A 23,342-nucleotide genomic window follows, 5' to 3' on the forward strand; every position below is an offset into this window, starting at 1 on the left:
GGACGTCGGTGCGTTCCCGATCATGCCGCGAACCGGGCGCGCCCGTGTAACGGGTTGGTAAACGTTCCACCCGTGGTCGGAACGGTCGTGCGCGGCGGCAGATCCGCGCGGGCTCGCCGATCGGGTCGGACGCGGTGGCGACCCACGCGTCAGGAGCGGGCTTGGGGGATCGGCGCGGGACCTCTATCGTTCACCGGAACGATTACAGGAGGGGTCACCCCGAATGCAGCCCATCGTCCCCGAACCCCGAGACGCCCACGGTCCGAGCCGTCGAGCGCTCATCACCGGCGCCGCCGGTCTGGCCGGCCTCGGCCTGCTCACCCTCGCCGGGTGCAGCTCCGGCGCGTCCGCCGGCACGCCCACGATCCCCGAGGCCGCGGCCACCGGCGTCGCCCGTCGTGGCGGACGCCTGCGCATCGCACGGCCCGCCGCCTCGGCCGCCGAGACCCTCGACTCCGCGAGCTCGCTGTCGGCCTACGAGTACCTCGGCGCGCTGTACAACCGGCTCGTCAAGCTCGACCAGCAGGGCACCCCGGTGCCGGACCTGGCCGAGGAGTGGTCCGCGAACGCCGACGGCACCGAGTGGACCTTCGCGCTCCGCCGGGGCGTGGTCTTCCACGACGGGTCCCGGTTCACCGCCGACGACGCCATCGCGAGCATCCGGCACATCCTCGACGAGAAGACCGGCAGCCCGCAGGCCGGGGTGCTCGGCGAGGTCATGGACGCCGACTCGATGCGCGCCGTCGACCCGTACACGCTGCGCTTCTCGCTGACGAAGCCGAACGCCGAGTTCCCGTCGCTGCTCACCGCCTACCAGTGCTACATCGTGCCGGCCGACGCCATCGCCGACATCGGCCGCACCGGGATCGGGACGGGGCCGTTCCGGCTGTCGTCGTTCACCCCTGCCGGTGCCGGCAGCGTCGAGGCGTTCCCGGACCACTTCGCCGGCCGCCCGGCGCTCGACGGCATCGACTTCTACTCGATCCAGGACACCACCGCGCGGGTGAACGCCCTGCTCGCCGGGCAGATCGACCTCATCTCGCAGACGAACCTGGACTTCGCGACCGCCCGGGTGGTGTCGGCGTCCGACCGCGCCACCGTCGCCCGGTCGAAGAACGCCCAGTGGTACACGATCCCGATGCTCGCCACGAGCGACGAGTTCAGCGACCCGCGGGTGCGCCAGGCGATGAAGCTCGCCTACGACCCCCGGAAGATCGTCGACACCGCCCTGCAGGGCACCGGTTCGGCAGGCTGGGACAACCCCGTGCCGCCGCAGCTCGCCGCGTTCGTCGACGACCACCGCGAGTACGACCCGGACAAGGCCCGGGCGCTGCTCAAGCAGGCCGGGCGTGCGGACTTCCGCGCCGCGATCTACACGTCGAGCTACGAGTCGGTGTTCACCCCGATGGCCGTCGCCTACCGCGACGCCGTCGCCGACGCGGGGATCCGTCTGACCGTCCGCAACGCCAGCTCGGACTCGTACTACACGCAGATCTGGATGCAGAAGCCGCTCATGGTGAGCTACTGGTTCACGGGGCGGCCGATCGACCAGCTGCTCAACCAGATCTTCCGCTCGGGGTCGTCGTACAACGAGAGCGCCTGGTCGAACGAGACCTTCGACGGGCTGCTCGACGACGCCCGCGCCGAGATGGACGACGCCAAGCGGCTCACCCTGTACCAGGACGCCCAGCGGCTCGTCGTCGAGGACGGTGCCGACATGACGCCGATGTTCGGCGACCGGCTCGTGGGGTTGTCCCGCGACGTCGTGAACTACTCGGAGTACGGCTTCGAGTTCGACTACCTGCGGATCGGACTGCGCCGATGACGACCACGAACACGCCGTCGGACGTCCTCGTCCCCGTCCTCCGCCGGGTCGGCATCGCCGTGCTGACCGTGGTGCTCGCCTCGCTGTTCGTGTTCCTCGCGGTGCAGGCGCTCCCCGGTGACGTCGCCCAGCAGCTGCTCGGGCAGAACGCCACCCCCGACGCCGTCAAGCAGCTGCGCGAGACCCTCGGCCTCGACCAGAACGTCTGGCTCCGCTACCTGCAGTGGCTCGGCGGCGCGGTGCACGGCGACTTCGGCACCTCGCTCGTCAGCGGCGAACCGGTCGCCCCGACGCTGTTCACGGCCTTCCGGAACAGCATGCTCATCGCCGTGCCCGCGATGCTCGTCGGCGTCACGGTGTCCCTGACGCTCGGTGTCGTCGCCGGTGTCCGCCGCGGCCGTCCGAGCGACAGGGTGATCTCGATCGTCAGCCTGGTCGTGATGAGCGTGCCGGAGTTCATGGTCGCCACCGTCCTGGTGCTGCTGTTCGCGATCGGCCTGCCGGTCTTCCCCGCCGTCGTGCTGCGGGGGAGCGACGCCACCGTCGCCGAGCTGCTGCCCACGATCTGGCTGCCGATCATCGTGCTGACCCTCGCGATGGCCGCCTACATCGTGCGGACGGCCCGCTCGTCGACCATCGACGTGATGGCGTCGGAGTTCGTCACGACGGCCGAGCTCAAGGGCCTGACGATGCGCAGGGTGGTCTGGAAGCACGCGGTCCCGAGCGCCCTGCTCCCGACGCTGAACGTCGTCGCGCTCAACGTCGCGTGGCTGCTCGGCGGTGTCGTGGTGGTCGAGAACGTCTTCAACTACCCGGGGATGGGCAAGCTCATGCTCGAGTCGGTGTTCAACCGCGACCTGCCCACCATCGAGGCGATCGCCCTGCTGAGCGCCCTGATCTACGTCGTGTGCAACCTGGCCGCTGACCTCGTCGCGCTCGCACTCGACCCGAAGCTGCGGACCCGCCAGCGACGACCGCGCACGCGCACCCGCAGCGCCCGCAGCACCAGGAAGGCCGCCGCATGACCGCCACCGCACCCCGCCGCCGCGTCCGACGCGACGTGCTCGCCGGCGCGCTCGCACCCCTGCGCGGGTCGACGGCGCTGAGCATCGGCCTCGGCCTCATCGCCCTGCACGTCGTCCTCGCCCTGCTCGCGCCGGTCATCGCCGGGCACGACCCGGTCGCCACGAACGCCGGCGACGTGCTCGCCGGTCCGACGTGGACGCACTGGCTCGGCACCGACCAGTACGGCCGGGACGTGCTCTCCCGCACCCTGAACGGCGGCCGGTACGCGCTGTCCGTGACCTTCCTCGCCACGACGATCGCCGTCGCGGTCGGCACCGTGCTCGGCTGCGTCACGGCCTACGCCGACAACTGGTTCGACGAGGTCGTCATGCGCGTCGTCGACGCCCTGCTCAGCGTGCCGTCGATCCTCGCGCTCCTGGTCGTCGTGACGGTCTTCGACGCCGGCCTCTGGGTCATCGTCCTCGCCGTCACGGTCGTCTACGCCCCCGCGGTGACCCGTGTCGTCCGCGGCGCCGCCCGCACCGTGATCACCCAGGACTACGTCACCGCGGCCCGCGCCCGGGGCGAGCGGCCGCTGTCGATCGTGTTCCGCGAGATCCTGCCGAACGTGCTCGACGTCGTGCTCGTCGAGTACGCGATGCGGGCCTCGTGGATCGTGCTGCTCGTCGCGTCGCTGTCCTTCCTGGGCTTCGGCGCGAACCCACCGACCCCGGACTGGGGCCTGATGGTGCAGGAGAACCGCACCGCGCTCACCGTGGTGCCGCTCGGCACCCTCGCCCCGATCGTGGCACTCGCCACGCTGGTGATCGGACTGAACCTCGCGGCCGACGGCCTGAGCAAGTCGCTCGGCGTCGACCGTGCCAAGCAGGGAGTCAGCGCATGACCCGCACCGACACCGGCACGACGTCCGCCGCGACGACGACCGTGCCCGACGCGATCGTCCGCGTCGACGACCTGTCCATCTCGTACGCCGCCGGCAAGCGACGCGTGCCCGTCGTCCGGGGTGTCTCGTTCGCGATCGAGGCCGGTCGGACCCTCGGCCTGGTCGGCGAGTCCGGCAGCGGCAAGTCCACCGTCGCGAGGACGCTCCTCGCACACCTGCGCGCCGGGTCGGCGATCGACGGCGGGACGGTCCGCGTCGACGGCGCCGACGTCTTCGCCCTGTCGCCGGCCGGCCGCCGGGCGCTCCGCGGCGGCACCGCCTCGGTCGTCGCCCAGAACGCCGGACAGGCACTCACCCCGTCGATGCGCGTCGGCGAGCAGATCCGCGAGGCCCTCCGCGCCCACGGCGAGCCCGACGGCCCCGAACGCGTCGCCGAGCTGGTCCGGCTGGTCCGGCTGCCGGACCCCGACGCGATCGTCCGCCGCTACCCGCACCAGTTGTCCGGCGGCCAGCAGCAGCGCATCGCGATCGCGATGGCCGTCGCCGCCCGGCCGCGCGTGCTCGTCCTCGACGAACCGACCACCGCCCTCGACGTCGTCACGCAGGCCGCGGTCCTCGACCTGGTCGCCGACCTCGGTCGGCAGCTCGGCATGGCCGTCCTGCTCGTCAGCCACGATCTCGGGGTGGTGTCCGCCATGGCGGACGAGATCGCCGTGATGCGCGACGGCGAGGTCGTCGAGCACGCCGCCACGGCGGCGCTCTTCGCCGCTCCGCAGCACGAGTACACGCGCGCCCTGCTTGCCGCGGTGCCGGACGGGCGCCGGCCTGGAGGATCGGGGCACGTGCCCGAGGACGCGACCGCCCCGGAGACGGTCGCCGCCACGGCCGCCGGCACCGCGCCTCCCGAGCGCGCCGCCCGCCCCGTGGTGACCGCGGACGACCTGGTGATCCGGTACGGCCGCGGCCTGCCGGCCGCCGTCGACGGCGTCTCGTTCACGATCGCCGCGCACGAGACGCTCGCCGTCGTGGGCGAGTCCGGCAGCGGCAAGTCGACGCTCGCGACGGCGCTGGCCGGCCTGGTGCCGGCCGAGTCGGGGACGTTCACGTACGACGACGGCACGACCCGCGGCGACCTGCGCGAGCCGATCGCCGGCCGCGCGCCCGACCTGCGGCGCGCGGTGCAGCTCGTGTTCCAGAACGCGGACACGTCGCTCAACCCGCGGCGCACCGTGGGTGCAGCCGTCGCGAGGCCGCTCCGGCTGTTCAGCGGCTCGTCCTCGCGCGAGCGCGTGGGCGCCCTGCTCAGCCAGGTCGGGCTCGGGCCGGAGTTCGCCGACCGCCTGCCCGCGCAGCTGTCCGGTGGGCAGCGCCAGCGCGTCGGGATCGCGCGCGCACTGGCGGCGGAGCCGTCGCTCGTGATCGCCGACGAGATCACCACGGCGCTCGACGTGCAGGTGCAGGCGGGGATCCTCGCGCTGCTGGCCGACCTGCAGCGCGAGCGGGGCCTCGCCTGCCTGTTCATCAGCCACGACCTCGCGGTGGTGCGGGGCGTGGCGGACCGGGTCGCGGTGATGACCGGTGGCCGGATCGTCGAGATCGGACCGACCGAGCGGGTGTTCACCGGCCCGAACCACCCGTACACGTCGACGCTGCTCGCGGCGACCCTCGAACCCGGCAGCACGACCCTGCCCGACGTCGGTGACGGGGTGCAGCGCTGGCGGCACGCCGACGGCTGGACCGACCACGGCGACGGACACCGCACCCGCAACTGGGAGGACGCATGAGCACCGACGACGGCACCGACCACGGCACCGCCGCCGCCACCTTCACCGCCATCGGCGACCCCGGCTCGCTGCCCGCGGGCGTGACGGTCCGCGACGAGTGGATCCCGATGCCCGACGGTGTGCGGCTGCACGCCCGGATCTGGGCGCCGTCGCAGTCGCCGACGCAGCCGGGTGACCCCGGCGGCCCGACGCCGGTGCTGCTCGAGTACCTGCCGTACCGGCTCGACGACTGGACCGCACCGCGCGACTCGGAGCGGCACCCCTGGTACGCCCAGCACGGGTACGCCTCGGTGCGGGTCGACATCCGCGGCACCGGTTCGTCCGACGGGTTCTTCGACGACGAGTACAGCGAGCAGGAGCTGCTCGACGGCGAGGCCGTGATCGCCTGGCTCGCCGAGCAGCCGTGGTCGACCGGCGCCGTCGGCATGTTCGGCATCTCGTGGGGCGGCTTCAACGCGCTGCAGCTCGCGGCCCGGGCACCCGCCGCGCTCAAGGCCATCGTGACGGTCTGCTCGACGGACGACCGGTACGACAACGACGTGCACTACGTCGGCGGCGCCGTGCTCGGCATCGACATGGCGGCCTGGGGCGCGACCATGTTCGCCTTCAACTCCCGGCCGCCCCGGCCCGAGGTCGTCGGCGCCGGGTGGATCGACCGCTGGCGGGAACGCCTCGAGGCGAACCGCCCGATGACGCCCGTGTGGCTGGCGCACCAGGAACGTGACGACTACTGGCGGCACGGCAGCGCGGCCGAGGACTACGACGGCATCCGCGCCGCGGTGCTCGCGGTCGGTGGCTGGGCGGACCCCTACCGGGACGCCGTGCTCCGGCTCGTCGACCACGTCAGCGCCCCCGTGAAGGGCATCGTCGGCCCGTGGTCGCACCAGTACCCGGACCGTGGCCTCGCGCCGGGTCCGTCGATCGGGTTCCTGCAGGAGACCCTGCGGTGGTGGGACCGCTGGCTGCTCGGGGTCGACACCGGCGTCGAGGACGACCCCGCACTTCGGGCCTGGATCAACGAGGGCGAAGCCCCCGCGCCGTACTACGCCGGTCGACGCGGTCGCTGGATCGGTGCCGAGGCGTGGCCCTCCGTCGCGACCCACGAGCGCGTCCTGCCCCTCGCCGCGCTGCGGGGCGGTGACCTCGGACCGGTCGTCGTGCGGTCGCCGCAGCACACCGGGGTGGACGCCGGTCGGTTCTTCCCGTTCGGCAACGCCACCGACCTGCCGCCGGACCAGCGCGCCGAGGACGGCCGGTCGGTCACCTTCGACCTGCCCGTCGGCAAGGCGTTCGACCTGCTCGGCAACGTGCTCGTGCGGTTGTCCGTCGCGAGCGATGCGCCCCGGGTCACCCTGACCGTCCGGCTCTGCGACGTCGCACCGGACGGCTCGTCGACGCTCGTCACCCGCGGGGTGCTGAACGCCGCGAAGCGCGACGGCATGGACCGCGACGACGTGCTCGTGCCCGGGACGCCCGCCGAACTGCCCGTGCGCCTGGTGTCGACCGGGCACCGCTTCGCCGCCGGACACCGGCTGCGCATCGCGGTCTCGTCGTCCTACTGGCCGTGGGTGTGGCCGCACGGCGTCGAGGCCACGGTGACGATCGACCCGACCGCCTCGAGCGTCACCCTGCCCACCTGGACCCGGTCGACCGACGACGGGGTGGTCTTCGCCGAGCCCGAACGGTCCGAGCCCCTCGTGATCGAGCGCGTCGCGCCGGCCGACCCGCTGCCGCAGCGCACGGTGACGCACGACGTCGAGACGGGGGAGTGGACGCTCGACGTCGACCCCGGGTACGGCGGCGGGCGGGTCTACCCGGACGGCCTCGTGTTCACCGAGGACGCCCGCGAGACGTACCGGATCCGCTCCGACGACCCGACCAGCGCACGGGCGAGTTCCCGTTGGGCCATCGGGCTGGCGAAGCCGGAGTGGGCCGCGCGCCTCGAGACGACCTCCGAGGTCACCGCCGACGCCCAGACCTTCCACGTCGTCAACACCGTGCGCGCCTGGGCCCGCGACGGCGGACCCGACGAAGCCGAGGTGCTCGTCACCGAGCGGACCTTCGTCGACGACGTCCCACGGACGTCGGCGTGACCGCGGCCGCACGGGTCCGGCAGCGGCCGGAGGTCCGACGCGCGATGATCGTCGAGGCTGCCCGCGCGGTGATCGTCCGGAACGGCGTCGGCGCCACCGGGCTGCGCGACATCGCGGCCGAGGCCGGCGTCTCCGTCGGCACCGTGACGTACCACTTCGGCAGCGTCGCGGAGATCCTCAACGAGGTCGTGGTGCTCGAGACGGAGCGCTTCTACGGCGCCATCGTCGCAGCGGTCGACGCCGAACCCGACGTGCTGGTGGGGCTTCGGATGCTCGTCGCCCCGCTGTTCGGCGACACCGAGCAGGTCCGGCAGCACTGGCGGATCTGGTCCGACTACTGGACCGCGGTGGTCCGGCGGCCCGAGGTCGCGGCCGAGTACGCCGAACGCATCCGCGTCTGGGAGGCGTGCCTGGTGCGGGTCATCCGGCGCGGGGTGGACAGCGGGGTGTTCCGCCACGCGGTCGACGCCGACACCGTCGCGCTGCAGCTCGCCGCGTACAGCGACGGCGTCGCGACGCAGATCGCCCAGGGCGTCCCGGGGCTGACGAACACGGTCGCCCTGTCGTGGATGTGGCGGTTCCTGTCGCACGAACTCGGTGTGCCCGCTGTGGACATCGCCGGAACCGGTCGTTCCCCCTTGTGATGAGGTAAGGCTTCCCTTACCGTTGCCACATGGCACGGACCCGGCGACAGCCCAGCGAACGCATCCTCATCGCGGGCGGTGCCGAGGACCTCGTCGAGATCCACCGCCAGCTCGAGGAACTCCCCGAGAACGCGTACGGGCAGGTCTTCGTCGAGGTCGCCCTCGACGAGCAGATCCGCATCCTGCCGGCTCCGCCGCGCGTCACCGTGACCTGGCTGGTCCGGAGCGCCCGCAGCTCGGCCGTCGCCCCGCTGGTCTTCGCGGACCACGGCGAAGCCCTCGCACACGCCCTGACCGGCTGGGCCGCCGAATGGTGCGTGACGGGCTGCGAGCCCCGCACCTCGGTCTGGATCGGGTGCGCGGACAGCCCGTGGATCGAGCGCGCACGGTCGATGGTGCAGCTCGAACTCACCGACGCCGGCCAGCAGGTCCAGGTCGAGTACGGCGGGTAAGGGCAGCCTGCTCTTCCTTGCGGCATGCAAGAGAGGCGGGCATGGTTGTGACCATCGGCAGCACCGCGCCGGCCCGGACAGGGCCAGGCACGCAGGTGCAGCCACGACGGAGGAGGAAACGACATGACCACGCAGAGCACCACCACCACCCCCAGCACCACGTCCCCGTTCTCGACCACGCCGGAGCTCGCAGCCGGGGTCGCGCAGTTCCTCGCCCCCGTCGTCATCGACCTCGAGGCGCTCGTCGTGAACGGCAAGCAGGCCCACTGGCACGTCCGTGGCCGCAACTTCGTCGGCGTGCACGAGCTCCTCGACGAGATCGTCGAGCACGCGCAGGACTACGCGGACAAGGCTGCGGAGCGCATCGTCGCCCTGGGCCTGCCGGTCGACTCGCGCATCGCGACCGTCGCCGCGAACACCACCCTGCCGCCGCTGTCGCAGGGCTTCCAGAACTCGGACGTCACCATCACCGAGGTGATCGCCCAGATCGACGCCGCGCTGCTGCAGGTCCGCCGTGCGGTCGACGGCCTCGACGAGGTCGACCTCAACAGCCAGGACGTCGCGATCGAGATCGAGCGCGCGCTGACCAAGGACCGCTGGTTCCTGCAGGCGCACCTCGCCGCCTGAGTCGCGACCACACCTCTGACAGGAGGCCCGGTGCCAGCTGGCACCGGGCCTCCTGTCCGTCTGCGGTCACGTCTCGGGCCCGCACCTCACGCGGACGGCGTGACCAGACCGCTCTCGTAGGCCAGCACGACGGCGTGCACCCGGTCCCGCAGCTGCAGCTTCGCCAGGACCCGGCCGACGTGGGTCTTCACGGTCTGTTCGGCGATGAACAGCTCCGCCGCGATCTCGCCGTTCGACCGCCCCCGCGCCATCAGCAGGAACACGTCGCGCTCCCGGTCGGTCAGCACGTCGAGCACCTCGGTCCGCGGGGTCGTCGGCTGCGGACCGGCGACGAAGGCCTCGACGAGGTGCCGGGTCACCCTCGGTGCGAGCAGGGAGTCGCCGGCTGCGATGGTCCGCACGGCATGCACGAGCTCCTCGGCGCTCGCGTCCTTGAGCAGGAACCCGCTCGCCCCGGCACGGAGCGCGTCGAACACGTAGTCGTCGATGTCGAACGTCGTGAGCATCACCACGCGGACGGGCGACTCCGCGGGCGCCGCGGTGATCCGCCGGGTCGCCTCGATCCCGTCGAGCTCCGGCATCCGGACGTCCATCAGGATCACCTCCGGCCGGAGCCGGATCGCCATCACGACCGCCTCGGCCCCGTTCGCGGCCTCGCCGACGACCTCGACGTCGTCCTGGGCCTGGAGGATCGCTCGCAGTCCGGCACGGAACATCTGCTGGTCGTCGACCACCATCACCCGCGTCATCGGCTCGCCCCGTCAGGCGTCGGCTGCGACGTGGTCGTGGCGGGCCGGGTGGGCAGGCGCACGGCAACCCGGAAGCCACCGTCCGGGTCCGGCCCGTGGTCGATCGTGCCGCGGAGCGCGGCGACGCGCTCGCGCATCCCCGCCAGGCCGAAGCCACCGTCGTCCGGCGGCGCACCGGGCACGCTGCCGACCGGTGGCGCGGTGTTGGCGACCTCGACCGTGAGGGTCGACCCGTGCCTCCCGACCGTCACGACGGTGGTCGCACCGGGCGCGTGCCGGGCCACGTTGCCGAGCGCCTCCTGCACGACCCGGTACACGGTGAGCTGTGCGAGCCGGTCGACGTCGTCGAGGTCTGGGTCGAGCCCCTCGTCGAGTCGGAGCTCGACGGGGATGCCGGCCGCGCGGGTGGCCTGCACGAGCGCGTGCAGGTCGGCGAGCCGCGGCTGCGGCGCACGCTCGGCGTCGGCGTCACCGCGCAGGGTGCCGAGCAGCTGCCGCATCTCCCGCAGGGCCGTGCGCGAGGTCTCGGCGATCGCGGCGAACTCGGTGCGTGCCTCCGGCGGCAGGTCCGCGACGCGGTACGGGGCGGACTCGGCCTGCATGTGCACGACGGACATGCTGTGGGCGACGACGTCGTGGAGCTCACGGGCGATCCGGGAGCGCTCCTCGACCGCCCGGCGTCGGGCCTGCTCGAGCTCGGTGTCGCGGCGGGCGGCGGCGAGCTCCTCGCGCACGGTCCGGCGCTGCCCGATGACCACCGCGGCGGCCGCCACGACGAGGGTGTCGCCGGCACTCACCACGAAGCTCGTCGCCCAGACGTCGACCTGCCCCCACCGGTCGGGCGTCACGCCGATGAGCAGCAGGGTGAGCAGCGTCGCCGCGACCCAGACCACCGCGGTGAGCAGCCAGGTGGTGCGGACGCCCAGCACGACGAGCAGCACGCTCAGGCCGATGATGCTCGTGACCGAGACCGGCCAGGGCCCGACGGTGCCGGGTGCCGTCAGGATGCCGAGGCCGGCGAGGGCGACGAGGTGCGCGACCGACGCCGTGCGGGGGACGAGCGGTGCGAGCCCGATGCTCGCCGACAGCACGGCGGCCGCGAGCAGCGCGAGCGGCACGGGGACGCCGTAGAACACGGCGGTCACGGGTGCGGCGACGGCGAACAGGGACACCACGACGACGACGAAGCCGATCTGCACGGCAGGCCGGACCCAGGCGGGTCGGGGCTTCGGGACGGCGGTCACGGGCGGGCGGTCTCTCCGGTTCGGACGAGGCAGGGTTCGGGGGCGGGGGCGGGGGCGGCAGCGGCAGCAGCAGCAGCGCGGGCCGCGCGGGCTTCGCGCCTGCGGCTGATGGTACCGAGCACCCGGTCGACCGCGATCCCGAGCCCGGCGGCGACCACCATCGACACCAGGGCCGCGACGATCGGTTCGTGCAGCACGCTCGACGCGGCCAGGGCGATGCCGATCGACACCGCCGACCACGCCAGCCCCGCGATCGCGCTGATCGCGAGGAACCGGCGGTAGGGCAGGCCGGTCGCGCCGGCGGTCATGTTGACCGCGACCCGGCCGACCGGGATGAAGCGCCCGGTCAGGATGAGGCTGGCGGAGCGGCGCTGCATCTGCCGCTCGGCGAACGCGAAGGCCGCCGCGATCCGTGGTCGCTTCGACCGGGCCAGCCGGGCGAACCCGATCCGGCGCCCGATCCAGTACGCGATCGAGTCGCCGGCGATCGCTCCGAGGGCGGCGGCGGCGAGCACCACGGCGAGCACGGGCTGTCCGGACGTCGCGGCGACGGCGGCGATCGCGACCAGGGCGGATTCGCTCGGCACCGGCGGGAAGAAGCCGTCCACCAGGCACAGGGCGAAGAGGACGACGTAGACGAGCGGACTCGCGGCCAGCTCGACGACGAGCGGGGTGATCTGGTCGAACACGGGGTGCTCCCTCCCGCCGACGGAACTCGTCGACGAGGACGACGCTACGGAGCCGGAGCGCGCCGGCCATCCCGCGGTGGTCTCGACCACCCCCTACCGCGGTATGACGTTCCCGTCCGCGAAGACCACGTCGGGCGCGTCCACCCGGCGGTCGACGACGGTGGTCGGGGCCTCCAGGTGCACGGCACCCGAGGGCATGATGCCCGCGCCGCCGAACCGTTCCATCACCCGCCACTGCGCGACGACGTCCTCGCCGGCGTGCTCGGGCGGCAGGGTGTCCCAGAACCGGAAGCCCCCGACCTCCTCGATCGCACGACGGTCGTACAGCGCGCAGGCGCCGACCCACGCGACGCGGTAGGGCACCCACTCGCCGGGGTGCAGGTCGAGGTCGGCGGCGACGTGCGTCGGGTTCGCGGCGTTGTGCAGCGACCAGCGGTCGAAGCCGGGGGTCCCGCGGCGCACCACCTCGGGCACGACCGGGCCGTCCCACCGCTCGAACACCGAGGTCTCGTGGGGGCGTCGGTCCTGCAGGTACGACAGGCCCTGCACGGCGCTGCCGACGAACCCGCAGCCCAGGGGACGGAGCGCCTCGAGCATCCGCGCGATCGACCCCGGCTCGAGCCAGACGTCGTCGTCGAGGAACAGCACCGCGGCGGCCTCTGCGTGGTCGAGCAGGAACTGCCGGTGCTCTGCCAGGCCACGCCGTTCCGGGTGGGTGAGGAGCGTGACGGGCCGGCCCTGCGCCTCCAGGACGCGGAGCATCGCGGCGACCGCCGGCGCGCTGGCGGCGTCTCCGTCCGCGGACTGGTCGCTCAGCACGACGCGCAGGTCGACGTCGGTCTGGGCGGCGAGGCCGGCGAGCGTCGTGGCGAGCTCGGCCGGCCTGCCGACGGTCGGGATGAGCACGTCGACGTCGACCGTGCTCGTGTCCGCTGGATCGGGGGCCTTCGCCCAGGACCCGGACCAGCGGGCGGTCACGGTGCCGGGTCCGGTTCGGGCCGCGCAGCGGCTTCGCGGATCCGGCGCACGACGGCGCTGGTGGAGTGCTCGGGCACGTAGTCGACCATGACGACCTCACCGCCGTAGCCGCGCACGACCTCGGTCTCGGTCAGCATCTCGGGGGAGTAGTCCCCGCCCTTGACGTAGACCTCGGGGCGCAGCCGTTCGATGAGCGGGATGGGGGTGTCCGTCGCGAACACCGTGACCAGGTCGACGCAGGCCAGCGCGGCGAGGACTCCGGCGCGGTCCTCGGCCGGGTTGATCGGCCGCTCCGGGCCCTTCAGCCGGCGCACCGAGTCGTCGTCGTTCAGGGCGACGACGAGCAGGTCGCCCAGGTCACGGGCCTGGCGCAGGTACGTGGTGTGTCCGCGGTGCACGACGTCGAAGCAGCCGTTCGTGAAGACCACGCGTCGGCCGGCCTGCCGTGCGGCCTCGACCGCGGTGGCGAGCTCGTCGTGGTCGACGACCGTCGCCGTAGGCGCGGTCACCGAGTCGAGCAGGGCGGCGGCGGCGCAGACGGACGTGCCGGCCTCGCGGACGACGACGTCGGCAGCGGCCTGGGCGACCGCGACGGCGTCGCGCAGGGGTGCCTGCACGGCGAGGGCGACGGTCGCGGCGGCGCAGAAGGTGTCACCGGCGCCGGAGGCCTGCTGCTCCGAGGCGGGCGTCGCTCGCGTGCGGAACCCCTGGTCGGAGCCGGGCTCGAGCAGCACGGTGCCGTCGCGGTCGAGCGTGACCACCGCGGCCCGGGCGCCACTGCGGGCGAGCACGTCGGCACGGGCTGCGACGACGGTGCCGACGCGGTCGGCACCGGTGCCGAGCTCCGTGCCGAGCAGTGCGGCGGTCTCACCGGCGTTCGGCGTGACGAGGTCGGGGTGCAGCGCGGCCCAGCGGGTCAGGTCGTGCGCGTCGACGACGACGGCGCCGGGGCGGTCACGGTCGAGCATGGGCACGACGTCCTCGGGGCGGACGCCCAGGCCGTAGTCGCACACGACGGCGGCGTCGGCGCACCGGATGGCACGGGCCACGGAGCGGGCGAGGCGTTCGCCGTGTTCTGCGGTCGGGGTCGCGGCCAGCTCGTCGACCCGGACCACGACGCGGTCACCGCCGACCACGCGCGACTTCGTCGTGGTGCGGGCGCCGGGGATCTCGACCAGGAACGACGTGTCGACGCCGGCTGCCTCGAGTCGCTGGCGCAGGACGTCACCGGCCTCGTCGTCACCGATGAGCCCCACCATGCGGACCCGGGCGCCCAGGGCACGGGCGTTCACGGCCGTGTTCGCCGCGCCGCCCGGCACCGCGATGGTCTCGGTGACGCGGACGACGGGGGCCGGGGCCTCGCGGGAGACCCGCTCGGCCTCGCCGACCGTCCAGCGGTCGAGGATGCAGTCGCCGATGACGACGACGAGGGGCTCGCGGTCGTCGATCGTGGCGACGAGGTCACGGACCAGCCGGACGTCGGCGGTCATCGGGTGCCTCCCACGGTGTCGGCGCTGCCGGCGGTGGCGCCGGCAGCGGCTGCGGCTGCGGGGCCGGTGGCGCCTGCTGCGGTGCCGGTGCTGCTGGTGGCTGCGGTGCTGCCGGCGGCTGCGGTCGACGGCTCGACGGTACGGCGCGGCGGCGCGGCCTCGAGGTGCACCACCGTCGTGGTCGTCATCTCGTCGAGCAGGTGCGGGCCGTACCCGAACCCGGCGCCCGAGGCACCGCGGGGCTGGGCGCTGCCGCCCGGAGCGCCACCGAACACGGCGTTCACCTTGACGGTGCCGACGGGCAGCTCGGCCGCGGCACGGAGCGCGTGTGCGGTGTCGTTCGTCAGCACGGTGGCTGCGAGGCCGTAGCGGTCGGCCGCGGCGAGCCGGAGGCCCTCCGCGAAGTCCGACACGACGCGCACCGGGGCGATCGGGCCGAAGGTCTCCTCGGTCAGCACGAGCATGTCGTCCGTGCAGTCGGTCAGGACGGTCGCCGGGTAGAACGATCCGAGCCCGCCGGGCGTGACGCCGCCGGTCCGGGCGACGGCACCGCCGGCGATCGCGTCGTCGACGTGGCGCTGCACGAGATCGCGCAGCCGGTCGTCCACGAGCGGCCCGAACTCGGCGGCGGGTGCGGCCGTGCGGCGCTCCGCCTCGGCGACCAGCGCGGCGACGAAGGGCTCGGCGACGTCCTGGTGCACGTACACCCGCTCGACGCTGGTGCAGATCTGGCCGGTGTTCGCGAAGGCGCCGAGGGCGACCTGTGCGGCAGCCCACTCCGGGTCGACGTCGGCGTCGACGACGACGGGGTCGTTGCCGCCGTTCTCGCGGATGACGTGGGCGCGGGTGGTCGCGGCGACCTCGCTCAGGCGGTCACCGGTCGCGGTCGACCCGACGTGCGCGTAGACGTCGATGCCCTCCTGCGCCAGGAGCTGCTCGCCGGTGGTCGCGTCGCCGTCGACGCCGATGAGCACGCCGTCCGGCAGGATCTCGGCGAGGAGCGCGTTGAGCCGGGCGAAAGTCGCGGGGCACCGTTCGCTGCCCTTGTGCACGACGGTGTTGCCGGTGACGATCGCTGCTCCGAGGATCCCGCAGGCCACGGCGACCGGGTCGTTCCACGGCGTCAGGGCGAGCACCACGCCGCGCGGGTGCGGTACCGACCAGTCGGCGGCACCGAACTGCCCGCGCAGGGCCTCACCGCGGTGCACCGGCCCGAGCTCGGCGTACTGCACGAGCGTGCCGATGCCGGCCTCGACCCCACCGAGGGCGTCGCCGGGCACCTTGCCGGTCTCGCGGGTGTTCAGGTCCGCCAGCTCCTGCGCGTGCGCACGGAGGTGCTCGGCCGCGGCGTGCAGCAGTGCACCGCGCTCGGCCGGCGCGGTGCGGGCCCAGGCACCGGCAGCGGCACGGGCACGGGCGACGGCGTTGCGGACGTCGTCCTCGGTCGAGCGGTGCACGGTGGACGCGATCGATCCGTTCACGGGGTCGGTCACCACGAGGTCGTCGGCGGCGGGGGGTGCGATCGTCATGGGGTCCTTCCGGAGGCGGGCGGGGCCTCACACGGTGCTCGTGCTCCGCTGTGTGCGGTCACGGCATCGCGCTTCTCGTCCATCCGGGTCCGCTGCTGGGCGTCCGGACGGGTCCGACCGGTAGACGTGGAGCTGTGCAACAGATCGGTGTGGGCGGAGAACGGTTCGACGGTGTCGGCGAGATCGCGGTGCTCCGCGGTGGGGGACTGGGCGACCTGATGTTCGCCCTCCCGGCGGTCGAGGCCCTGGCCGCCGCGTACCCAGGAGCCCGGATCACGTTGCTCGGGGCACCGTCGGCGCGGCCGGTGCTCGAGGGTCGTACCGACGCCGTCCACGCCTTCGAGGAGCTCCCCGTCGTCCCCGGCGTCCGGGACTCCGGCGAGGGCGCACCGACCGAGCAGGACTTCTTCGACCGGCTGCACGGGCGCTTCGACCTCGCGGTGCAGGTGCACGGCGGTGGCCGCAACTCGAACCCGTTCCTGCTCCGGCTCGGCGCCCGTCACACCGTGGGCACGGCCACCGAGGACGCCGAGTTGCTGGAGCGCTGGGTCCGCTACGTCTACTACCAGCACGAGGTCGTCCGGGCGCTCGAGGTGGCCTCGCTCGCCGGCGCCGAACCGGTCACCCTCGACCCCCGACTGCACGTGCCCGAGGCCGCGCGGGCCGGGGTCCGGCAGCGCCTCGGCGTCCGGGGACGACTCGTCGCGATCCACCCCGGCGCCACCGACCCGCGTCGCCGCTGGAGCCCCTCGCGCTTCGCCGAGGTCGCCCGTGCCCGGCTCGCCGCCGGTGGCGACGTGGTGCTCGTGGGTGACGACTCGGACGTGCCGGCATCGTCCGCCATCGTCGCGTCACTGCCGCCCGAGCTGCGGGGACGCGTGCACGACCTCACCGGCTCACTGCCCCTGCGTGAACTGCCCGACGTCCTCGCCGCCGCCGACGTCATGGTCGGCGACGACTCCGGCCCGCGGCACCTCGCCGTCGCCGTCGGCACCCCGACCGTCGGGGTGTTCTGGTTCGGCAACGTGATCAACGCCGGGCCGTTCGACCGCAGTCGGCACCGGGTGCGCCTGTCCTTCGTGACGCAGTGCCCGGTCTGCGGCGTCGACGTGACCCAGGTCGGCTGGACCGCCGAGCGGTGCGAGCACGACCCGTCCTACGTGGACCAGGTCGAGCCGGAGGCCGTCCTCGCCGACGTCGAGGACCTGCTCCGCACGGTCTGACGAGCCCCGCACCGTGCGAGCTTCGGTCTCGTGCGCGCGCCGTCGCCCCGTGCGCGGTTGCCCGCTGCGTGCGGCGCTGAAAGCGCGCACCCAACCGTCAACGCTGCACCAGGCGACGCACCGCGCACCCTGCACGGAACGCGACCGGACGACGGACGGGAGGCCCGCTGCCAGCCCGCAACGCGCCTCCCGGCCGCACCGTGCGCACGCCGTCACCCAGTGCGCGGTTGCCCGCTGCGTGCGGCGCTGAAAGCGCGCACCCAACCGTCAACGCTGCACCAGGCGACGCACCGCGCACCGTGCACGGAACGCGACCGGACGACGGACGGGAGGCGCGGTGCCAGCCGGCAACGCGCCTCCCCGCCGCACCGTGCGCACGCCGCCACCCCGTGCGAGGTTCACCGCTGCGTGCGGCGCTGGAAGCGCGCACCCAACCGTCAACGCTGCACCAGGCGACGCACCGCGCAACGTGCACGGAACGCGACCGGACGCCGGACGGGAGGCCCGCTGCCAGCCGGCACCGCGCCTCCCGGCCGCACCGTGCGCACGCCGTCGCCCCGTGCGAGGTTCACCGCTGCGTGCGGCGCTGTAAGCACGCACCCAGCAGTCAACGCTGCACCAGGCGACGCACCGCGCACCCTGCACGGAACGCGACCGGACGACGGACGGGAGGCCCGCTGCCAGCCCGCAACGCGCCTCCCGGCCGCACCGTGCGCACGCCGTCACCCCGTGCGCGGTTGCCCGCTGCGTGCGGCGCTGCAAGCGCGCACCCAACCGTCAACGCTGCACCAGGCGACGCACCGCGCACCGTGCACGAACGGACACACGGGAGGCGCGGTGCCAGCCGGCACCGCGCCTCCCGTCCGTCAGCGGCGAGCGGCTACGGCCAGCTCGGCTCCGTCGCGGGCATGATCGACAGCTCGCGGATCTCGCAGCCGGCCGGCTGCGACAACGCGAAGATGATCGAGTTCGCGACGTACTCCGGCTCGATGAGCTGCGCGTCCGGGCCCGGCTTGTACTGTTCGGTCCGGTCGGCGAAGAAGTTCGTGCGCATCCCGGCGGGGATGATGTTGGTCACGCCGATGCGACCGGCGGTCTCGGCGGCCAGCGCCTGCGAGAACCCGCGGACGCCGAACTTCGACGCCGAGTACGCGGTCCCGTCGCCGACGCCGCGCAGGGCGAGCGACGAGGAGATGGTGACGACGCGGCCGTGTGTGGCCTCGAGGGCGGGCAGGGCGGCGCGCACGGTCGAGGCGGTGCCGATCAGGTTGACGCCGACGATCTGCTCCCACTTGCCGGACGAGATCGCGTCGATCGGGGCGGGCGTGTCGATGCCCGCGGCGGTGACGACGGCGTCGAGGCCACCGTGCCGCTCGGCGGCGTCACGGACCGCCTGCTCGACGGCGTCGGTGTCCGAGACGTCCACGGCGACGGCGTCGACGCCCTCGGGGACGGCGTCGATCCGCAGGTCGAGGACGATCGGGGTGCCGCCGGCCTCGGTGACGGCGGCCACGACGGCGGCGCCGAGTCCAGAGGCGCCGCCGGTGACGAGGACGCGGCCGATGGGGGTGGTGGGGACGGGCATGGATGTCCTTTGCGTAGTGGTGCGGGAAGTGGTTGAGCTTGGGTGGAGCGGCGAGCGGACGCTCAGCCGACGCGTTCGATCGCGGCGGCGAGCCGGGTGGTCGAGCGGCCCGGGTGGAACGGCACGGTGACGACGCGGCCGCCCCACTCGGCGAGGGTCGCCGTCTCGGGCAGTTCGCTCGCGGTGTAGTCGCCACCCTTCGCCCAGACGTCCGGGCGGAAGCGGCGCAGGGCCTCGTCGGGGGTGGATTCGTCGAACACCACGACGGCGTCGACGCAGTCGAGTGCCAGGAGCAGCTCGACCCGGTCGTCCTGGGTCATGATCGGCCGGTCCGGGCCCTTCAGTGTGCGGACCGACGAGTCCGAGTTGAGGCACACGACCAGGCAGTCGCCGAGTGCACGGGCGGCCGACAGGGTGCGGGCGTGCCCGGCGTGCAGCAGGTCGAAGCAGCCCCCGGTCGCGACGACGGTGCCGCCGGCGCTCCGGACGTCGTGCACCAGGCGCATGGCGTCCCGGTCGGCCCCGGGCACGGCGAGCGGCGCGGGGCCGTCATCGGCGAAGAGCGCGGTGACGCCGCCGGCGGCCAGGTACTCGGACGCGGCGACCACACCGGCGGAGACGGCCTCGGGGACGTCCGCGCCGGACGCCAGTGCGACGGCGACGCCCGCGGCGAGCCGGTCGCCGGCACCGCAGGGGTCCCCGGCGCTGACGGACGGAGCGGGCACGAAGCGGCTGTCGCCCTGGGCGTCGGCGAGCAGCGCACCGCGGTCACCCATCGTGACCGCGACGGCGCCGGCCTGCCACTGCTCCACGAGCCGGGCGGCGGCGACGGTCGCGAAGGGCACACCGCGTCCCTCGACGTCGGTGAAACGTCGCGCTTCGGCAGCGTTCGGGGTGGCGACTGTGGTGCCGGGGACGGGGGCGGCGCCCTTGGGGTGCGGGTCCCAGACCACCGGCAGGCGCTCGGCCGCACGGGTGAGGGCGTCACGGACTGCCGGGGCAGCGGCGACCCCGCGGCCGTAGTCGGCGACGACGATCGCGTCGACGCCGTCGAGGGCAGCGGTCATCGCGTCGGTGGCCTCGGGCACGGGCGGGGTCGCGCAGCCCTCGTCGATCCGGACGAGGGCGTGGTCGACGACGCGCACGCGGGTCTTCACGGGGGTGGGGACCCCGGACGGCCCGGCGACGATCGTGACGTCGGGCAGCAGGTCACGGATCTCCTGGGCACGGCCGTCGTCGCTCAGGACGGTGACCAGGGTGACGTCGTGGCCGTCGCGGGCGAGCATCGTCGCGACGAGTCCGGCGCCACCGGCACGGCGGTCGTCGGTGGCGACGTCCACCACGGGGACGGGGGCGTCGGGGCTCAGGCGCTCGCTCGTGCCGGACACGTCGACGTCGAGCAGGGTGTCCCCGACGACGGCGATGCGGAAGCGCGGTCCGGCGGCACGGCCACCGGCAGCACCGGGACGCGGTGCGACGGCAGCGGGCCCGCTCATCGACGGCCCCCGCGACGCAGCGTCGGCTCCATCGCCTTGCAGAGCGCGTGCACCAGGACGAGCTGCGCCTCCTGCACGTTGGCGGACGGCCCCTCGATGCAGATCGCGTCGTCGACCAGGTCGGCGAGCGGGTTCGGTCCGGGGCCGGTCAGCGCGAGGGAGCGGGCACCCACGGCACGTGCGGCCTCGGCGGCCCGCAGCAGGTTCGGGCTCTTGCCGCTCGTCGACAGCAGCACGAGGACGTCACCGGCACGGGCGTGCGCGGACACCTGCCGCGCGAACACCTGGTCGTAGCCGTAGTCGTTCCCGATGGCGGTCACGGCGGAGGTCTCGGCGTGCAGCGAGATGGCCGAGTACGCCGGTCGGTCGCCCTCGAAGCGGCCGGTGAGCTCGGACGTCAGGTGCTGCGCCTCGGCAGCCGAGCCGCCGTTGCCCGCGGCGAGCAGCCGACGTCCGGCGACGAGCCGCCCGGCGATGTCGTCCGCCCACTCGGCGATGTGGTCCCGGTGGTCGACGAGGGAGGCGATCACGGGGACCGACGCCGCGACGTGGTCGACGACGACGCGGGCGCTGTCGGTGACGGCGCGGTCCTCGAGCCCGGTCTGCTGGTCGATGGTCATCGTGCGGTCCTCTCCGTCGGCTGCGCGGCGCGGGTGACCCGGCCGGCGTGGGTGGTGCGCGAGCGGCCGGCGGCGGGCCCGGTGGTACTGGTGGACGAGGTCGCGCCGGCGAGCAGGCGCTCGTAGACGCGTTCGCTGTCGGCCGCGACCTTCTGCCAGGTGTAGCGGGACTCGGCGCGCTGTCGACCGGCACGGCCGTACGCCTCGCGGCGCTCCGGGTCGTCGAGCAGTGCGCCGACGGCCTCGGCGACCGCGGTCTCGTCGCGCGGCGGCACGTGCAGGCCGGTGGCGTCCTCGACGACGGTGTCGAAGAGCCCGCCGACGCTCGACGCGACCACCGGGCGGCCGCAGGCCATCGCCTCGAGTGGCACGATGCCGAACGGCTCGTACCAGGGGGCGCAGACGACGACGTCGGCGCTGCGGTAGACGGCGGGCATGTCGTGCTGCCCGAGCTGCCCGCGGAAGGTCACGTGGTCGCGCACGCCGAGCGACCGGGCGAGGGTGTCGAGGCGCTGGTACTCGGGGTCGTCCACCAGGTCGGCACCGGCGACACCGGCACCGCCCACGACGACGAGCTCGACGTCACGGCCCTGTTCGACCAGCGCGGCGAGAGCGGCGATCGTCGTCCCGACGCCCTTCCGCTGCACGAGCCGTGAGGCGGTGAGCACCCGGAGCGGACGGTCGCGCTCTTCGACGGAGCCGTCCGGACGGAAGAGCGACACGTCGACGCCGCACGGCACCACGGAGATGCGGTGCAGCGGGACGCCGAGGGCCTTGAGCTCGAACGCCTCGTCCGAGCAGGTCGCGACGACCTGGTCGACGCTCCGGCCGACGGCGGGTTCGACCCACTCGCGCTCGGCCGGGCTGGTGTCCGCGGAACCCTGGTGCCGACGCTTCACGACCCCCAGGGCGTGGAAGGTCTGCACCACCGGGATCCGCACCCCACCGGTCCGGGCCTGCACCTGCGTCACCGCGTCGAGCGCGGCGTGGCCCGACATCCAGAAGTGCGCGTGCACCACGTCGGGACGGTCGAGGAACCACTCGGCGGCGAGCACCGACGCGAACGTCCCCATGAACGGGAACAGCTCGTCCTTCGGCACGGCACGCGCGGGACCGGCGTCGACGTGCACGACGTCCACACCGGGGCGCAGGGGCACACGGACGGGCTGCGACGCGTCGTCGCGCCGCGTGTAGACGGTCACGTGGTGGCCGCGGTCGGCCAGCGCACCGGACAGTTCGGCGACGTGGACGTTCTGCCCACCGGCGTCGACCCCGCCGAGCACGGCGAGCGGACTCGCGTGCTCGGACACCATGGCGATCTTCATCCGAGGCTCCCTTCGACCGCGGCTCCCGCCGCACGGTTCCGTCGCGCACCGCGCGCGACGGCGTCGTCGAGCAGGTCGTCCCAGTCGGCCAGGAACCGACCGAGCGCGTGCCGTGCGAGCACGGCCTCCCGCGCCACGAGTCCCCGTCGACGCGCCTCGTCCGGGTCCTCCAGCAGCAGCCTGGAGGCCCGCACCAGCTCCTCGACGTCGGTCGCGATCGCCCCGGCCTCACCCGGGACCGTGCGGGCCGCGTCCGTCGTCGCGAGCACCAGGACCGGCATGGCCATGTGCATCGACTCGATGAGGGACAGGCCGAGCGAGGTCCAGCGGTTCGGGTGCACGTAGGCCCGCCGTTCGGCCAGGGCCGCGTGCATGGGGTCGGCCTGCACGTCGCCCTGCGCGACCACGCGGTCGCCGAAGCCGAGCTCCGGCAGCCGCTCGGTGCCGATGCCCCAGACGTCGACCGGGGCGACCTCGGCGAAGCGGGGGAGCAGGTCGGTGCCGACGACACGGTTGCGCCGGACGGGTTCGTTGATGACGACGCCGAGGCGTTCGAGCGCACCGCTGTACAGCGGGCCGGGGTCGACGACGCCGTGCTCGACGACGGTGGTCCGGGTGGTGCCGCAGTCCCACATCAGGGCGTTCCAGTGCGTCACGTGCGCGATCGTCAGGTCGTCGCGGTCGCGCATCGGGTGCAGGCTGTTCGGCACGTCGACCCGGGGCGCGTTGTGCTCCACGAAGACGATCGGTACGTCGCGGCCACCGAGCAGACGACGGGCTTCCTCGAGCTCCTCGGTGCGTTGCAGCACGACCACGTCGACCTCGGCCTCGGCGACGTCGGCCGGGTCGATCTCGATCGCGGAGTCCGGCCAGTCGCGCCCACCGCGGCCGAGTCCCCAGGCGTCGCGCGCCGGGGTGGTCGGGATGAGGTACTCGTGGGGGCCGCGGACGAAGGCGTCCATCCAGCCGCCGTGCACGTGCCACACGAGGATCCGCATGCAGGGCCTTCCGGTCGGTGTCGATGGTCTCGCTCCCCGACGCTGCCGGAGCAGCAGGAGAAGGAGCAGGAGAAGCAGTGGC

General features: G+C 73.8%; 20 protein-coding genes. 9 read left to right on the forward strand and 11 right to left on the reverse strand.

The window, feature by feature from the left end; all coding sequences use genetic code 11:
* Positions 1 to 223 precede the first annotated feature (223 nt).
* The 8 genes from ACZZ9K_RS02095 to ACZZ9K_RS02130 all read left to right on the forward strand — a co-directional run bounded on the left by ACZZ9K_RS02095 (position 224) and on the right by ACZZ9K_RS02130 (position 9,334).
* Positions 224 to 1,825: an ABC transporter substrate-binding protein gene (locus ACZZ9K_RS02095; RefSeq protein ID WP_463443219.1), complete on the forward strand. Its 1,602-nt coding sequence runs from the start codon at positions 224 to 226 to the stop codon at positions 1,823 to 1,825.
* A complete protein-coding gene (locus tag ACZZ9K_RS02100) occupies positions 1,822 to 2,850 on the forward strand; it encodes an ABC transporter permease (protein WP_071244655.1) in 1,029 nt (342 codons plus the stop codon). The genes ACZZ9K_RS02095 and ACZZ9K_RS02100 overlap by 4 nt, the downstream gene beginning before the upstream one ends.
* A complete protein-coding gene (locus tag ACZZ9K_RS02105; protein WP_138803310.1) occupies positions 2,847 to 3,734 on the forward strand; it encodes an ABC transporter permease in 888 nt (295 codons plus the stop codon). The genes ACZZ9K_RS02100 and ACZZ9K_RS02105 overlap by 4 nt, the downstream gene beginning before the upstream one ends.
* Positions 3,731 to 5,518, forward strand: a complete 1,788-nt coding sequence (locus ACZZ9K_RS02110; protein ID WP_463443220.1) for a dipeptide ABC transporter ATP-binding protein — start codon at positions 3,731 to 3,733, stop codon at positions 5,516 to 5,518. The genes ACZZ9K_RS02105 and ACZZ9K_RS02110 overlap by 4 nt, the downstream gene beginning before the upstream one ends.
* Positions 5,515 to 7,611, forward strand: a complete 2,097-nt coding sequence (locus ACZZ9K_RS02115) for a CocE/NonD family hydrolase (RefSeq protein WP_463443221.1) — start codon at positions 5,515 to 5,517, stop codon at positions 7,609 to 7,611. Before ACZZ9K_RS02110 ends, ACZZ9K_RS02115 begins: the two co-directional genes overlap by 4 nt.
* Positions 7,608 to 8,255, forward strand: coding sequence for a TetR/AcrR family transcriptional regulator (locus ACZZ9K_RS02120; protein WP_412168487.1), 648 nt, complete (start codon positions 7,608 to 7,610; stop codon positions 8,253 to 8,255). Before ACZZ9K_RS02115 ends, ACZZ9K_RS02120 begins: the two co-directional genes overlap by 4 nt.
* 29 nt (positions 8,256 to 8,284) lie before the next feature.
* Positions 8,285 to 8,707 (forward strand): SIP domain-containing protein, encoded by a 423-nt coding sequence (locus ACZZ9K_RS02125; RefSeq protein ID WP_071244660.1) that lies wholly within the window; start codon positions 8,285 to 8,287, stop codon positions 8,705 to 8,707.
* A gap of 123 nt (positions 8,708 to 8,830) precedes the next feature.
* Entirely contained in the window at positions 8,831 to 9,334 is a 504-nt protein-coding gene (locus ACZZ9K_RS02130) for a Dps family protein (RefSeq protein WP_463443222.1), read from the forward strand.
* A gap of 86 nt (positions 9,335 to 9,420) precedes the next feature.
* Here ACZZ9K_RS02130 and ACZZ9K_RS02135 read toward each other — a convergent pair whose 3' ends face one another.
* From ACZZ9K_RS02135 to ACZZ9K_RS02160, 6 genes are all read right to left on the reverse strand, one after another.
* Positions 9,421 to 10,083 carry a response regulator gene (locus tag ACZZ9K_RS02135; RefSeq protein WP_463443223.1) on the reverse strand — a complete coding sequence of 221 codons (663 nt, stop codon included), beginning with the start codon at positions 10,081 to 10,083 and terminating at the stop codon, positions 9,421 to 9,423.
* Positions 10,080 to 11,327: a sensor histidine kinase gene (locus tag ACZZ9K_RS02140; RefSeq protein ID WP_463443224.1), complete on the reverse strand. Its 1,248-nt coding sequence runs from the start codon at positions 11,325 to 11,327 to the stop codon at positions 10,080 to 10,082. The genes ACZZ9K_RS02135 and ACZZ9K_RS02140 overlap by 4 nt, the downstream gene beginning before the upstream one ends.
* On the reverse strand, positions 11,324 to 12,016 hold the full coding sequence (locus ACZZ9K_RS02145; protein WP_463443225.1) for a DedA family protein: 693 nt from the start codon (positions 12,014 to 12,016) through the stop codon (positions 11,324 to 11,326). Before ACZZ9K_RS02145 ends, ACZZ9K_RS02140 begins: the two co-directional genes overlap by 4 nt.
* 93 nt (positions 12,017 to 12,109) lie before the next feature.
* Positions 12,110 to 12,994 (reverse strand): glycosyltransferase family 2 protein, encoded by an 885-nt coding sequence (locus tag ACZZ9K_RS02150; RefSeq protein ID WP_463443226.1) that lies wholly within the window; start codon positions 12,992 to 12,994, stop codon positions 12,110 to 12,112.
* Entirely contained in the window at positions 12,991 to 14,484 is a 1,494-nt protein-coding gene (rfaE2, locus tag ACZZ9K_RS02155; protein WP_463443227.1) for a D-glycero-beta-D-manno-heptose 1-phosphate adenylyltransferase, read from the reverse strand. The genes ACZZ9K_RS02150 and rfaE2 overlap by 4 nt, the downstream gene beginning before the upstream one ends.
* The gene (locus tag ACZZ9K_RS02160; RefSeq protein ID WP_463443228.1) at positions 14,481 to 16,013 is read right to left on the reverse strand and encodes an aldehyde dehydrogenase family protein; all 1,533 of its coding nucleotides are present in this window, start codon (positions 16,011 to 16,013) and stop codon (positions 14,481 to 14,483) included. The genes rfaE2 and ACZZ9K_RS02160 overlap by 4 nt, the downstream gene beginning before the upstream one ends.
* A gap of 134 nt (positions 16,014 to 16,147) precedes the next feature.
* Between ACZZ9K_RS02160 and ACZZ9K_RS02165 the strand changes: the two genes are divergently transcribed.
* Positions 16,148 to 17,236, forward strand: coding sequence for a glycosyltransferase family 9 protein (locus tag ACZZ9K_RS02165; RefSeq protein ID WP_463443229.1), 1,089 nt, complete (start codon positions 16,148 to 16,150; stop codon positions 17,234 to 17,236).
* Between the two features lie 880 nt (positions 17,237 to 18,116).
* Here the strand turns inward: ACZZ9K_RS02165 and ACZZ9K_RS02170 are convergent.
* From ACZZ9K_RS02170 to ACZZ9K_RS02190, 5 genes are all read right to left on the reverse strand, one after another.
* Positions 18,117 to 18,821: an SDR family oxidoreductase gene (locus ACZZ9K_RS02170; protein WP_027465581.1), complete on the reverse strand. Its 705-nt coding sequence runs from the start codon at positions 18,819 to 18,821 to the stop codon at positions 18,117 to 18,119.
* A gap of 62 nt (positions 18,822 to 18,883) precedes the next feature.
* Entirely contained in the window at positions 18,884 to 20,317 is a 1,434-nt protein-coding gene (locus tag ACZZ9K_RS02175; protein ID WP_463443230.1) for a PfkB family carbohydrate kinase, read from the reverse strand.
* Positions 20,314 to 20,937 (reverse strand): D-sedoheptulose-7-phosphate isomerase, encoded by a 624-nt coding sequence (locus ACZZ9K_RS02180; RefSeq protein WP_138803320.1) that lies wholly within the window; start codon positions 20,935 to 20,937, stop codon positions 20,314 to 20,316. The genes ACZZ9K_RS02175 and ACZZ9K_RS02180 overlap by 4 nt, the downstream gene beginning before the upstream one ends.
* Entirely contained in the window at positions 20,934 to 22,262 is a 1,329-nt protein-coding gene (locus ACZZ9K_RS02185; RefSeq protein WP_463443231.1) for a glycosyltransferase, read from the reverse strand. The genes ACZZ9K_RS02180 and ACZZ9K_RS02185 overlap by 4 nt, the downstream gene beginning before the upstream one ends.
* On the reverse strand, positions 22,259 to 23,260 hold the full coding sequence (locus tag ACZZ9K_RS02190) for a glycosyltransferase (RefSeq protein WP_463443232.1): 1,002 nt from the start codon (positions 23,258 to 23,260) through the stop codon (positions 22,259 to 22,261). The genes ACZZ9K_RS02185 and ACZZ9K_RS02190 overlap by 4 nt, the downstream gene beginning before the upstream one ends.
* Between the last annotated feature and the right edge of the window lie 82 nt (positions 23,261 to 23,342).

Source organism: Curtobacterium sp. AC268, from assembly GCF_979258745.1.

What these genes read in the sequence shown, in the direction of transcription:
- ACZZ9K_RS02185 (WP_463443231.1), bottom strand. Translation starts at nt 22,262, where the DNA reads ATGAAGATCGCCATGGTGTCCGAGCACGCGAGTCCGCTCGCCGTGCTC.
- ACZZ9K_RS02180 (WP_138803320.1), bottom strand. Translation starts at nt 20,937, where the DNA reads ATGACCATCGACCAGCAGACCGGGCTCGAGGACCGCGCCGTCACCGAC.
- ACZZ9K_RS02100 (WP_071244655.1), top strand. Translation starts at nt 1,822, where the DNA reads ATGACGACCACGAACACGCCGTCGGACGTCCTCGTCCCCGTCCTCCGC.
- ACZZ9K_RS02130 (WP_463443222.1), top strand. Translation starts at nt 8,831, where the DNA reads ATGACCACGCAGAGCACCACCACCACCCCCAGCACCACGTCCCCGTTC.
- ACZZ9K_RS02135 (WP_463443223.1), bottom strand. Translation starts at nt 10,083, where the DNA reads ATGACGCGGGTGATGGTGGTCGACGACCAGCAGATGTTCCGTGCCGGA.
- rfaE2 (WP_463443227.1), bottom strand. Translation starts at nt 14,484, where the DNA reads ATGACCGCCGACGTCCGGCTGGTCCGTGACCTCGTCGCCACGATCGAC.
- ACZZ9K_RS02160 (WP_463443228.1), bottom strand. Translation starts at nt 16,013, where the DNA reads ATGACGATCGCACCCCCCGCCGCCGACGACCTCGTGGTGACCGACCCC.
- ACZZ9K_RS02175 (WP_463443230.1), bottom strand. Translation starts at nt 20,317, where the DNA reads ATGAGCGGGCCCGCTGCCGTCGCACCGCGTCCCGGTGCTGCCGGTGGC.
- ACZZ9K_RS02115 (WP_463443221.1), top strand. Translation starts at nt 5,515, where the DNA reads ATGAGCACCGACGACGGCACCGACCACGGCACCGCCGCCGCCACCTTC.
- ACZZ9K_RS02170 (WP_027465581.1), bottom strand. Translation starts at nt 18,821, where the DNA reads ATGCCCGTCCCCACCACCCCCATCGGCCGCGTCCTCGTCACCGGCGGC.
- ACZZ9K_RS02125 (WP_071244660.1), top strand. Translation starts at nt 8,285, where the DNA reads ATGGCACGGACCCGGCGACAGCCCAGCGAACGCATCCTCATCGCGGGC.
- ACZZ9K_RS02105 (WP_138803310.1), top strand. Translation starts at nt 2,847, where the DNA reads ATGACCGCCACCGCACCCCGCCGCCGCGTCCGACGCGACGTGCTCGCC.
- ACZZ9K_RS02110 (WP_463443220.1), top strand. Translation starts at nt 3,731, where the DNA reads ATGACCCGCACCGACACCGGCACGACGTCCGCCGCGACGACGACCGTG.
- ACZZ9K_RS02190 (WP_463443232.1), bottom strand. Translation starts at nt 23,260, where the DNA reads ATGCGGATCCTCGTGTGGCACGTGCACGGCGGCTGGATGGACGCCTTC.
- ACZZ9K_RS02095 (WP_463443219.1), top strand. Translation starts at nt 224, where the DNA reads ATGCAGCCCATCGTCCCCGAACCCCGAGACGCCCACGGTCCGAGCCGT.